Annotated in this window: 9 protein-coding genes, 1 pseudogene and 1 riboswitch; of the genes and pseudogenes, 7 read left to right on the top strand and 3 right to left on the bottom strand. The window is 58.2% G+C overall.

All coding sequences use genetic code 11. The features are described from left to right. Window positions 1-3: 3 nt before the first annotated feature. Both thiC and A3709_RS14295 read right to left on the bottom strand, forming a co-directional pair. Window positions 4-1875 (bottom strand): phosphomethylpyrimidine synthase ThiC, encoded by a 1872-nt coding sequence (gene thiC / locus A3709_RS14300; protein WP_066055863.1) that lies wholly within the window; start codon window positions 1873-1875, stop codon window positions 4-6. A 50-nt stretch (window positions 1876-1925) separates the two neighbouring features. Then, window positions 1926-2029: riboswitch (TPP riboswitch) on the bottom strand. 93 nt (window positions 2030-2122) lie between these two features. Continuing rightward, on the bottom strand, window positions 2123-3178 hold the full coding sequence (locus A3709_RS14295; RefSeq protein ID WP_066056233.1) for a type II asparaginase: 1056 nt from the start codon (window positions 3176-3178) through the stop codon (window positions 2123-2125). A gap of 136 nt (window positions 3179-3314) precedes the next feature. Between A3709_RS14295 and A3709_RS14290 the strand changes: the two genes are divergently transcribed. Continuing rightward, window positions 3315-4697, top strand: coding sequence for a DcaP family trimeric outer membrane transporter (locus A3709_RS14290; RefSeq protein ID WP_066055860.1), 1383 nt, complete (start codon window positions 3315-3317; stop codon window positions 4695-4697). Between the two features lie 22 nt (window positions 4698-4719). Then, a complete protein-coding gene (gene glsA / locus A3709_RS14285; RefSeq protein ID WP_066055857.1) occupies window positions 4720-5742 on the top strand; it encodes a glutaminase A in 1023 nt (340 codons plus the stop codon). A gap of 30 nt (window positions 5743-5772) precedes the next feature. Here the strand turns inward: glsA and A3709_RS14280 are convergent, their stop codons facing one another. Beyond that, window positions 5773-6660, bottom strand: a complete 888-nt coding sequence (locus tag A3709_RS14280; RefSeq protein ID WP_066055854.1) for a LysR family transcriptional regulator — start codon at window positions 6658-6660, stop codon at window positions 5773-5775. Window positions 6661-6754: 94 nt separating this feature from the next. Here A3709_RS14280 and A3709_RS14275 point away from each other — a divergent pair, with 94 nt between their 5' ends. The 5 genes and pseudogenes from A3709_RS14275 to A3709_RS14255 all read left to right on the top strand — a co-directional run bounded on the left by A3709_RS14275 (window position 6755) and on the right by A3709_RS14255 (window position 12878). Next, window positions 6755-7594, top strand: a complete 840-nt coding sequence (locus A3709_RS14275) for a pirin family protein (RefSeq protein WP_066055851.1) — start codon at window positions 6755-6757, stop codon at window positions 7592-7594. Window positions 7595-7609: 15 nt separating this feature from the next. Beyond that, window positions 7610-8374, top strand: a pseudogene (locus A3709_RS14270) (FMN-binding glutamate synthase family protein); the annotation flags it as partial. 66 nt (window positions 8375-8440) lie between these two features. Then, window positions 8441-9463: an HAD family phosphatase gene (locus A3709_RS14265; RefSeq protein WP_082850119.1), complete on the top strand. Its 1023-nt coding sequence runs from the start codon at window positions 8441-8443 to the stop codon at window positions 9461-9463. A 107-nt stretch (window positions 9464-9570) separates the two neighbouring features. Then, window positions 9571-10332: an SDR family NAD(P)-dependent oxidoreductase gene (locus A3709_RS14260; RefSeq protein WP_066055848.1), complete on the top strand. Its 762-nt coding sequence runs from the start codon at window positions 9571-9573 to the stop codon at window positions 10330-10332. Window positions 10333-10409: 77 nt separating this feature from the next. Further along, window positions 10410-12878: a penicillin acylase family protein gene (locus A3709_RS14255; protein WP_066055846.1), complete on the top strand. Its 2469-nt coding sequence runs from the start codon at window positions 10410-10412 to the stop codon at window positions 12876-12878.

The following is a 12878-nucleotide window of genomic DNA, read 5'->3' as shown; positions in this document are numbered from 1 at the left end:
GGTTCAGACCTCGTGGTAGATCTCGCTGCCTTCGGAGCGGAACTTTTCGGACATTTCTTCCATGCCCTTTTCCGCCTCCTGTTTGGCCGCATAGTCACGCACTTCCTGGGTGATTTTCATGGAGCAGAATTTTGGTCCGCACATGGAACAGAAGTGGGCGACCTTGGCTGATTCCTTGGGCAGGGTCTCGTCGTGGAATTCCCGGGCACGGTCTGGATCCAGGCTCAGGTTGAACTGGTCTTCCCAGCGGAACTCGAAACGCGCTTTCGACAGGGCGTTGTCGCGAATCTGGCTGGCTGGGTGGCCCTTGGCCAGGTCGGCTGCGTGGGCGGCAATCTTGTAGGTGATGATGCCTTCCTTTACATCGTCGCGGTTGGGCAGGCCTAGGTGCTCTTTGGGTGTTACGTAGCAGAGCATGGCACAGCCATACCAGCCAATCATCGCGGCGCCAATGCCCGATGCAAAGTGGTCGTAGCCCGGCGAGATATCTGTCACCAGCGGGCCGAGGGTATAGAAGGGCGCCTCGTGACAGTGCTTGAGCTGCTCATCCATGTTCTCTTTCACCATGTGCATGGGCACATGGCCGGGGCCTTCGATGAATACCTGTACGTCGTGTTCCCAGGCAATCTTGGTGAGCTCGCCCAGGGTGCGTAGCTCAGAGAACTGGGCCTCGTCGTTGGCGTCGGCCACACAACCGGGGCGCAAGCCATCGCCCAGGGAGAAGGTCACGTCGTAGGCCTTCATGATCTCGCAGATATCTTCGAAGTGGGTGTATAGGAAGTTCTCCTCATGATGGGCCAGGCACCACTTGGCCATAATGGAACCACCGCGGGACACAATGCCGGTAACGCGCTTGGCGGTCATGGGGACATAGCGCAGCAGTACGCCGGCATGAATGGTGAAGTAGTCCACGCCCTGTTCGGCCTGCTCAATCAGGGTGTCGCGGAAAATTTCCCAGGTGAGATCCTCGGCAACACCGTTCACTTTTTCCAGGGCCTGGTAAATCGGCACAGTACCAATAGGCACCGGCGAGTTACGCACAATCCACTCGCGGGTTTCGTGGATGTTGTCGCCGGTGGACAAGTCCATCACAGTGTCACCGCCCCAGCGGGTTGACCACACCATTTTTTCAACTTCTTCCTCGATCGACGAGGTCACCGCGCTGTTGCCGATATTAGCGTTAATCTTCACCAGGAAGTTGCGGCCGATAATCATCGGTTCGGATTCCGGGTGATTGATATTGGCGGGGATCACGGCGCGGCCCGCAGCGACTTCCGAGCGGACAAATTCAGGTGTGATGAATTTGGGGGTGTTGGCACCAAAGTTCTGGCCGGGGTGCTGATCGCGGCTGGCTTCTTCCATAGCCGCTTCCGACAGCGCCAGGTTTTCGCGGATGGCGATGTATTCCATCTCCGGCGTGATGATGCCCTGGCGGGCGTAGTGCAACTGGGTGACATTGTTACCCGGTAGTGCGCGGCGGGGCTTGCGCACATGTTCGAAGCGCAGGTTTTCCAGGGNGATGTTGGCGTCGCGCAGACGGGTGTAGTCGGAGGTGAACCGGTCCAGCTCCACAGAGTCAGCGCGCTCTTCGATCCAGGTGCCGCGCATGGGGGCCAGGCCCTGGCGCACGTCGATGTCGATGGCGGGATCAGTATAGGGCCCTGAGGTGTCGTAAATGCGCACCGGCTGGTTCTCTTCCAGAGAGCCATCCTGCAGGTGAGTAGGTGACAGGCTGACCTCTCGCATGGCCACCTTCACACCCGGGCGACTGCCCTCGATATAAATCTTGGTGGAGTTGGGCAGGGGTTGGGTCGAAAGCTCGTCAACGCTGGCGGATTCAGCGAGTTTTTGGGCGTATTGGCTGGATTTGGGCATGTGCAGTCGCTCCGGTGGAGTTGAATGACATGCGGCCCGTCGCGGTGCGAGGTTGGATACTTCTTGTTCCCTACGCAGGTTTTAACCTGTTCAGGTGCAGCGGGTTTGGAGCTTCCATCTCAGCCATCCGAAGACGGCACCCCGACAAGACGCAAAACTTGAAGAAACGATTGTAGGTAGGGAGCGGCGAAAACACAAACGGAATGCGCCGCTCACAGTGCTCGGCAGCCGGGCACGGGGGCGTGGCTTAGTATTTGTCGAACATCGCCTGAATATCGCTGGCGTCTTTGGTGGTCAGCAGGGCCAGCTTGAGCAGCACGCGCGCCTTGGCCGGATTCAGCTCGCCGGAGGCAACTGTGCCCAGCTTATCGTCGTCGGTCTCGACATTGCGCCCGGTGGCACCACTGACCACGCGCGAGGAGCGCACTACTGCCACACCGGCGCCCGTGGCGCGGGCCACGGCTGCCTGGGCCTCGGTAGTCATATTGCCATTGCCTACACCGGCGATCACCAGGCCCTTGGCACCATTGGCGACCGCTGCATCGATGATGTCAGCGGAAAAGTTGGCGTGCATATAAATAATGTCGACCCGAGGCAGGGCCTTCACCCCTTTCAGGGAGAAGTCGCTGCCGCTGGTGTGGGCGCGGTAAGGGGTGCGGAAGAAGGTGTTCTTGCCGTACAGGGCGGTGCCGATAAGTCCGCGCTCTGGGGACACAAAGGTCTGTACGTCCGTGGTATTGGTTTTGGTGACCGCCCGGGCGCTGTGAATATCGTCGTTGGCCACCACGAGTACGCCGCGGCCACTGGCTCGGATATCCGCTGCTACTGCAACGGCGTTGTAAATGTTCAGCGGCCCATCAGCAGACAGTGCCGTAGAGGGGCGCATTGCGGCGGTCATGACCACGGGCTTGTCACTGTCGACCACCAGGTTGAGAAAATAGGCAGTCTCCTCGATAGTATCGGTGCCGTGCGTGATGACAATGCCCTCGGTTTTCTTGGTCGCCAGGAGTGTATTGATGCGCGATGCCAGATCGAGCCAGATGGCATCGCTCATATCCTGGCTGCCGACATTGACCACCTGCTCACCGCTGACATCGGCCAGCTCCTTTAGCTGTGGCACTGCTGCGAGCAATGTCTCCACACCGACTTGTCCGGATGTATAGCCAGCCTGAGTCTGGGTTTCCGCAGACCCGGCGATAGTACCGCCCGTGGCGAGTATGGTGATGTCCGGGGCGGCGTAGGCTGGCAGCGAGCTAGATACCGCGGCCAGTAGGGCCAGTACGAGCAGGCGAAAGTGTTTCATGTAATTGGTCTCCGTCATTTCAGGTTGCTCCAACATTAGTATATGTACCTGCTGTTTGCCCAGTTGCTCACTTGGAAATTGGCGAATACCTGCTACTTTTATTTTGATGATCACCTATGAGTGGGACTGACATAGTATGGAATTAAACCGGGATTGGATTCTGGCGGCGGCTGTTACAGCACTTGCAGCAGCGCCTACCGCGATGGCGCAGTCAGACGCTGAGCGCATCAGAATACTCGAGGAGCAGTTGCAGCAGCAGCAACAGATGTTGCAGCAAATGCAGGCTGAACTGCAGCGCCTCAAAGCAGCGGGTGTATCGGCCGATGCGGTGACAGTGCCAGTGGAAGATTTGCACGAGCCTGTGGCTGTGGCGTCGGCGCCCAAAGAACTGGACGCAGAAACCGTCCTTGGCTTTGATATCTACGGCTTTGTGATGGCGGACGCGATTTATGACTTCAATCGGGTAGATCCGGATTGGAATGACACCTTGCGAGTGAGCACTATCCCCACAACCGAAGGCTTGTACGGTGAAGACGGCGAATTTATATTTTCAGTGCGCCAAAGCCGCCTAGGCTTTAAAGGCGATTGGGATACCGATGCCGGTAAAGTCACCGCGCTGTTCGAATGGGAGCTGTTTGGTACCGGCGGCGACGCCGGACAGACAACACCGCGACTGCGTCACGCCTGGGGCACCTGGAAAAACTTCGGCATGGGCCAATACTGGTCTAACTTCATGGACGCAGATGTTTTCCCGAATACCATCGATTACTGGGGCCCAACCGGCATGGTGTTCTACCGAAACAAGCAGGCGCGTTACACCTTCCCAATGGGTGACAATGAATTTGCGGTTTCACTGGAAGACCCCAGTACGGCTCTCACCGTGGGCAAATTCCGCGATGATTGCACCAGTGACCCTAATTGTGACTCGTTAATTGGCGATGTTTTTCAGGCCAAGAATGATGTACCTGACCTCGTTGCACGTTATCGCAGCAACAATGACTGGGGCCACTGGCAACTGGCGGGTATCGCCCGCAAGCTGGGCTTTGAACGCACAGACACTGGCGATACCGACAGTGAGTTTGGCTGGGGTCTTAACGCCAGCTCTGTGGTCAAGATCAATGACCTCGATCGCCTGAAGTTACAGGTTGTATACGGCGAGGGTATTGGTAACTACATGAACGACGGTGGTATCGATATCGCGCCCAAGAACGCAGAGCTCGCTGACAATCGCGCTGAAGTAGTGCCGCTGCTGGGTATTGTTGCCTACTACGATCATTACTGGAACGAGCGTTGGTCCACCTCGGTGGGTTGGAGCACGACGCGCCTTGATACCACTGACGGCCAGGCATTCGATGAATTCGAGACCGGCCAGATTGCCCAGGTCAACCTGCTGCACTATCCCACCGACGGTGTGCTGGTGGGCGGTGAGCTGATCTGGGGTGAGCGCGAAGAGGTCGATGGTGTCAGCGTCGATGACCTGCGTGTACAAATGTCACTGAAAGTTAACTTTCCCCGCTAATTCTATTTGAGAGATAAGAGATATGTTGTTGAAGAACACACTGAAAAGTCTAGCGCTAGTTGCCGCCGGGTTATTGGTTGCAGGCCAGGCACTGGCAGGGGCAATTACGCCAGAGCAGTATCAAAAGGTCGTCGACGAGGCCTACGCAAAGTTCAAAGGCGTCAAGGATGGCGCGAATGCGGATTACATTCCCATTCTGGCCAAAGTGCCCAGCGACATGTTCGGCATAGCTCTGGTCACCCGCGATGGCAAGGTATACGCCGCGGGTGAGCAACAATACGAGTTTTCCATTCAGTCTGTATCCAAGCCGTTTACAGCGTCGCTGATCATGGCCGAACAGGGGCCAGCGGCGATCCGTGAAAAAATCGGTGTAGAGCCAACAGGTCTGCCGTTTAACTCGAAAATGGCTCTGGAGCTGTACCCCGCTCGCTCGGTTAACCCACTGGTTAACGCCGGTGCCATCGCCGCAGTGAGTATGGTGGAGGCCGATTCCGAAGAAGATCGCTGGAACAAGGTCTACAACAATATTCAGGCATTCGCCGCCCGCGACCTGCAGGTGCTGGAGGAAGTGTACGAGTCGGAAATGAGTGAGGTGTGGGGTAACCGCGCCATTGCCAACCTGCTCTATAACTACGGTCGCCTGTACGCTGATCCTGAAGAGTCACTGCGTGTTTACACGCGCCAGTGCTCCATCGGTATTAACACGCGTGATCTAGGCATCATGGGTGCAACGCTGGCCAATGAAGGCGTTAACCCCATCACCAACAAGAAGCTTCTGGACAAGGAAGATGTTCCCGAGTTGCTGGCTATCATGGCAACCGCTGGGTTCTATGACGAGTCTGGTGAGTGGATGTATCGCTCCGGTCTGCCGGCCAAGACCGGTGTGGGCGGCGGTATTGTTGCTGTGGTGCCAGGCAAGTTTGCCATTGCCACGTTCTCACCGCCTTTGAATGAGGCAGGTAATAGTGTGAGAGGCTTGAAGGCCATCAATCACATTGCCGGCGAACTGGGTGTTGGGCTGTATGGCCCGAATACCGGCGAGTAATCTCGAGTTGGGTCAGGTAGGTTCCTGGCCCTAACGCATTCCGGCACAAGTCTGTGCCAGCAGTTTTTCCAGGGCCCGCGCAGCGGGCCCAGCTGTTTCCTGATCAGCGTGAATCAGATTCAACTCTGCATAGCGTCGACTGGCTTTGCCCAACGGCAATTCTCTCAGTATTCCTGACTCCAGCCCCTCGGCAACGCGTGTGCTGGGCAGCCAGGCGTAGCCCATGCCGCGGCTGACCATGTCCGCGGAGGTGGCGACATGGGAAACCGTCCAGCGTTGCTCTGCACCGAGCCATCCAGAGTCTCTACTGTCGTGCAGGGCTGAGTCGCGAATGACGATCTGGCGGTGCTGGCGCAAGTCGTCCAGGGAGAGTTCACGCTGTAAACGGTGGAGGGGGTGCTCGGCGCTGGCCACCGCGATGAATTCCGCGCGGAGGAGGGGGTTGCCCATGAATCCCTGCGGTGCTGATCCGGCGATGAGAATATCGACTTCGCCCGCCACCAGCTTCTCAGCCCCGCCAGAGAGCACCGTTTCGAACAATTGAATGCGGGTGTTCGGGAATTGATTGGAAAACGCCTGCAGTGCGTCAGCCAGAAAACACTGCGGGAACACTTCGTCGATAGCCAGGCGAAGCTCTGCTTCGGTGCCCGCGGCGAGGCCAGTGGCAATGTCTTCCAATTGCTCGGATTGTTCCAGCAGCCGCTCAGCCCGGCGCAACAAGAGTGCCCCGGCTTCGGTGAGATGGGCCTTGCGGCCTTTTACTTCCAGCAGTGCTACGCCGAGTTGGTCCTGCAGCTTATGCACGGCGTGATTAATGCTGGACTGGCTCTTATGCACAGCCTCTGCCGCATGAGCGAAGCCACCGTGTTCGACGACCGCTTTCAGCATGCGCCATTGTTCGAGAGTCGTTTTGCTCATATTCGTATTTATAGAATATTAATGTCGTTATTATGCGTTTTCATTTCGTCAAATACGACCATAAGATCCTGTTCAAGAGATTGAGGAGGTCGATATGACACAACGACAGATTACCGAAGTACGCACCGCACACCCCAGCCGGGATGGCGATGGGATCGCCATCCAACGCATCTCTGGCATGCGCCATGCTGGCATGGACCCCATTCTCATGATTGATGAATTGCGCTCAGAGCAACGTGAGGATTTTGCCGGAGGTTTCCCACCGCACCCGCACCGGGGTATGCAAACGCTCACCTACCTGAAGCGGGGAGGCATCTCTCATGAGGACAGCCTGGGCAATCGCGGCGAGATTCGCGGCGGTGGCGCCCAGTGGATGTCCGCCGGCCGTGGCGTTATTCACTCGGAAATGCCGACTGTGGATACCAACGGTCTGCATGGCTTTCAACTCTGGGTGAATTTGCCCGCTGCGCGAAAGATGTCGGCGCCCAACTATCGCGATGTGCCTGCAAATGAACTGGTTGAATGGCGCGGCGAGGGCACCAGTGCCACCGCCATTGCCGGCCAGTGGCATCTGGCTGACGCCGATGTGACCGGGCCGCTGGCAGAGTTGGCCGGTCACGCTGGTGTATTGGATATGAGCCTTGACCCAGAGGTTGAACTGACGCTGCAGGTGCCTGATGAGGAGAACTTGTTGGCCTATGTTTATGCTGGAAGCATGATTGTGAATGCGCGCGAGGTGCATGCCCAGCAAATGGCCGTCACCAGTGCCGGTCGTGTCATGACTTTGCACGCTGGCGTCGAGGGTACTCAGGTACTGCTGCTGCGAGGAGCCCCGCTTGGTGAGCCGGTCGCAAACTATGGCCCATTTGTAATGAATACACCCGACGAAATCGAGCAGACCCTGCGCGATTACCAGTCTGGCCAGTTCCCCTGATTCAAGGGTGGGCAAGGGGCCAAGACCGGGACCGACGGGCATCTTCCGGGCGCCAAGAATATTGGCAAGATCGCCCAGATGCGCGGTATCGAGGCGGGCCAGCCTGCCATTTCCCCGCTGACCTTCTCCGACCTGCAGACACCGGCAGACTTCGGCCGGTTTGCCGATCGCGTGCGCGAGATCAGTGGCGGCATCCCGGTGGGCTTCAAGCTGAGTGCTAATCATATTAAGCGCGATGTTCAGTTCTCGCTCGATGCGGACGCCGACTACATCACTCTCGATGGTCGTGGCGGCGGCACCGGCGCTGCGCCGCTGATGTTCCGCGACCATATCAGCGTGCCTACGATTTCCGCCCTGGCCCGGGCGCGGCGTTATCTGGATGCCCAGGGCGCTTCCGGAAGAGTCACCCTGATCGTCACCGGCGGTTTACGCACCCATATGGAGTTCGTCAAGGCCATGGCCCTGGGCGCGGATGGGGTCGCCCTGGCCAATAGCGCCATGCAGGCGATTGGATGTGTGGGTGCGCGCATCTGTAGCAGCAACAACTGCCCGGCCGACATAGCCACGCAGAAACCCGAGCTGCGCGCCCGCCTGGATGTCGCTGAAGGGGCCCAGCGTCTTGCGAGATACATGCAGGCCAGCGTGGACTCGATGCAGGTCATGGCGCGCGCCTGTGGTCATGACAATCTAGCGGACTTCTCCAGAGACGATCTGGGGACCTGGCAGGAGAGCATGGCGCGTCTCTCTGGTATTGCATATGCAGGATATGGCGAGTTTTGACGGCTCTGGGAGTTCTACTATGCTCAATGCTAACAGCGGGTGACTCACAGAGGATGTTTAGCTGCGATGACTAGATGTAAAACCGGTGGGCTACACAAACAGGTGGTCCGCCTGCTCAGTGTCGGCCTCGTAGTGGTGGGTATGGTATTCTCTGCCGCGAGCAATGCGGCAGAGCCACTGTCTTCCTGGCGCGATGGCGCCACTCGCGACGCCATCGTGCGCTTTGTGACCGAGGTCAGTGACACAAGTTCGTCTGCCTATGTGTCACCATCGGAGCGCATTGCGGTATTCGATAACGATGGAACGCTTTGGGCGGAGCAGCCCATGTACTTCCAGCTCATGTTTGCGATTGATCGCGTGGAGGCCATGGCGGCCGATCATCCCCAGTGGAAAACCCGGGAGCCGTTTGCCTCGCTACTCAAAGGCGACGTCTCCGCAGCCCTGGCCGGAGGTATGCCTGCCATTGTTGAGTTGGTGATGGAGACGCATGCCAATGTCAGCACCGATGAATTTACAGCCGCCGTGAATGACTGGCTGGCCACGGCGCGGCATCCGAAGACAGGCTACAAGTACACGGAAATGGTGTATCAGCCGATGCTTGAGTTGCTCGATTATCTGCGCGCCAATGGGTTTACCACCTACATCGTGTCCGGCGGCGGAATCGATTTCATGCGGCCCTGGACGGAAGCAGTTTATGGCATCCCCCCGGAGCAGGTCGTCGGCTCCAGTGTGAAAACCCGTTATGAAGTGCTTGGTGGAGTGCCCACATTGGTGCGGGCACCGGAGATGAACTTCATCGACGACAAGGAAGGCAAGCCCGTCGGCATTCATACGCATATCGGTCGCCGGCCCATTATGGCTGTGGGTAATTCCGATGGCGACTTCCAGATGCTGGAGTGGGTTACCGCACGGCCCGGGCCAAGTCTCGGTGTGATCGTGCATCATACTGACGCCGAGCGCGCGTGGGCCTATGACCGCGATTCCCATATCGGCAAGCTCGACCGCGCCCTGGATGAGGGACCGGATCGTGGGTGGGTCATTGTCGATATGAAGTCTGACTGGCGGGAAGTCTTCGCAGGGCCGGAGTGAGTCTATACGGCAGGTGTCCTCTCCGCATAAGTTTGACCGCTAGCCATATTGGCCTGCTGCCGCAGACCGACTAAGGTAGCGCCCATAGCAACCGAGAGGAGTGGGCCATGAAAACGGTACTGGTGACCGGGGCTGCCCAGGGCATTGGTCTTGCCACGGCGCGGCGCTATGCGGCGCAGGGATGGATGGTCGGCCTTTACGACCTGAACACTGCGGTGATCGAGGAGCTGCTCACCAGCCATGACTTTCCTCAGGCCTGTGGTGGGTACTGCGATGTTACCGATCTGGCTTCGATCGAGGCCATGGTGACGGACTTTTCTAGCCACAGCGGGGGGCAGCTCGATCTACTGGTCAACAATGCTGGAGTGCTGTCCGCAGGGGCGTTCACCGACATCGCGGCAACAGCCCATGACCTGATAGTGGACGTTAACGTGCGTGGGGCAACCCACGTGCTCCAAAGCACATTTCCCCTGTTGGCGCAAACAGTCGGCGCTACGGTGGTGAACCTGTGCTCCGCGTCCAGTATCCACGGTATGCCTTCGCTGGCGGTTTACAGTGCCAGCAAGTTTTACGTCGACGGTTTGACTGAAGCGCTGGACCTGGAATGGCGTGCGTATGACATCCGCGTGACCTGCGTAAAACCGCCGGTCATTAATACGGCTATGGGGCGCGCAGTAGACAGCATCATTCCCCAGCGAGCGCCAGTGACCTATGGCCCGGAAGATGTGGCTCGCTGGATCCAGAAGGCCGCAGAAGGTCGCGGCACATCGTTTCCCATGGGCATTGCTATGTCTGGATATTACTGGCTCGACAAACTTCTGCCCAACCCATTGCGGCACGTTATGGCGAGATATTTGATGCGCGCCTAGGCCTGACGCTGGACCGGTGAACTGTTGCTGTATTAAGGTCCGTACCAACAACCATAACAAACAACGGAACACACCCTATGTTATTCCCGAAGCTGGCCACGGCCTTTGTGGCCACAGTCGCTCTTGCGGCTTGCAGTAGTAGTGATCGCAGCAGTAGCCCCCCTGCACCTCCACCAGAGCCGCCTGTTGAGGCGCCCACCTTCGAGGCCAATATCACTCGCACCGAATACGGCGTGCCGCACATTGTGGCCGATACCTGGGGTGGGCTGGGCTACGGACATGGTTACGTCTTTGCCGAAGACAACTACTGCATGCTGATTACCGAGATTATCCGCGCCAGCGGTCAGTCTCTGGAATTTTTCGGTGAAGCGGGCGGCAGTGAAGGCACAGACTTCATCTTTTCGCTGGTGAATAACAACGCCGACGGCCAGCTCGAAGAGCGCTATCTCTCCCAGCAGCCCGAGCACATTCTCGAGTTGGTTGAGGGGTACGCTGCGGGTTACAACCGTTATCTGCGCGAGACCGGTGTCGAAAATTTGCCGGAAACGGACCCGAATTGTCGTGGCCAGGATTGGGTGCGTGAAATTACCGCCATCGATTTGTGGAAGTACTTCCGCCGTATTCAGCTGCAGGGCAGTACTGATCAGGGCATTGTGCGGGACGCGATTCTCGCTGCCACGGGCCCATCAGACACCGCCCCTACAGTGGCACCTGCACCTGTCTCCCTGGAGGCGTTGCGCGCAGCCTTTGCCAGTGAGGATGTCGGCAGTAATGCAATTGCCCTGGGTCGTGACGCCACCCAGACCGGCGCGGGCATGCTGCTGGGTAATCCGCACCAGCCCTGGTACGGCGTGGGCTCTTGGTACCAGGTGCACCTGACCATTCCCGGTGAGTATGACGCTATGGGGGCGGCACTTAAGGGCTTCCCCAAGATTGCGATTGGCTTCAACAAGGATGTCGCCTGGACGCATACAGTGAGCGTCGCGAACCGTTTTACCCTGTTCGAATTAACGCTCAATCCCGACAACCCGCTGCAGTATGAAGTGGATGGCGAGTTCAAGGACATCGTGCCCGAGACGGTTACCATCGCGGTGCGCGAAGCCGACGGCAGTATGAGTGAGCGCGAGCACACCTTTTACCGCTGGGAGTACGGGTTGATTGTGAATCTGGCTTCCACCGCCGCTGCGATTGACCCTGCTTTCGCAGCACTGTTTGACGGTTGGCCCACAGCGCGTGGCACGGTGTACGCGGTGCGCGATGCCAATCTCGACAATCTGCGCGGCATTGAAATGTGGGTGGATATTGGTCAGTCGACGACTGTGGCCGAGCTGTATGACGCCCTTGGGGTTATCGGTAACCCACTGTTCCACACCCTGGCGGCGGACCGTAACGGTGACGCGTTTTATGGCGAGGTATCCTCGATTCCCAACGTGACCGAGGCCAAAATGCAAGACTGTGTCACAGGGGTGAATACCGTGGTGCGTGCGCTGACCAATAACGCGATTGTCGCGCTCGATGGCAATCGCAGTGAATGCCAGTGGGGTGAGGACGCCGATGCGCCGGAGGGCTCCGGTGTATTTGGCGCGAGCAGTCTGCCCAGCTTCTTTACCGCAGATTACGCGGCCAACAGCAACGACAGTTATTGGCTGAGCAACCCCATGATGCCGCTGGAAGGCTTTCCCACCACCATGGGTTTTGTGGGGCATGAGGGCCAACAGCAAAACCTTCGCACCCAGATCAATCACGCCATGGTGGCTGAGCGTCTGGCCGGCACGGACGGCTTCGATGCCAGCCCTGGCTTTACCCTGACTAGTCTCCAGCAACTCATGTACGACAATCGCGTGTGGGGTGCGGAGCTGGTGTTGGACGATGTGCTGAGTGTGTGTGAAACACTGCCTGCGGATACCGATCTCGCTGCGTCTGCCTGTGGCGTATTGGCTGATTGGGATCGGCGGGCCAACCTCGATAGCCGCGGTATGCAGGTTTTCACGGAGTTCTGGAAAGCGTTGACGGCAGGTGGCAGCGCTTTTGGCAACGCCTTCAGCGACGAGACGTTCTGGTTGGTGGACTTTGATCCTGCAAGCCCGCTGACTACGCCAAGGGACATCGATCTATCCGTTCCCGCCAATGGCGAGCGTGTTATCGCCGCGCTGACCAGTGCGGTGGAAGCGTTGCAGAGCGCCGGGGTGGCACTGGATGCGCCCTGGGGTGAGGTTCAGGTGTTGCCGAAAAACGGTGTGGACATCGGCATTCACGGCGGTAGCGGCAGCGCCGGTGTATTTGGCGCAATCAGCGCAGGATTGGACGAGGGCGGGTACCGCAACATCCGGTCGGGCAATTCCTACGTGCAGACCGTGACCTTCGACGAGAGTGATTGCCCGGTGGCGGATGCCATTATCACGACATCGCAGTCAATCAATCCTGCGTCACCGCATTACGCTGACCAGAGTGAACTCTACTCCCGCAAGGAATGGGTACGCATGCCTTTTTGCGAGGACGATGTTGCTGCTGCGAGCCTGGGTGAGCCGCAAACGATCAGCGAGTAG

Origin of the sequence: Halioglobus sp. HI00S01 (assembly GCF_001635445.1) — a bacterium.
In the GTDB taxonomy this organism is placed as follows: domain Bacteria; phylum Pseudomonadota; class Gammaproteobacteria; order Pseudomonadales; family Halieaceae; genus Halioglobus; species Halioglobus japonicus.
The sequence above is the reverse complement of the archived record's forward strand: the minus strand, read 5'-3'. Positions and strand labels throughout refer to the sequence as shown.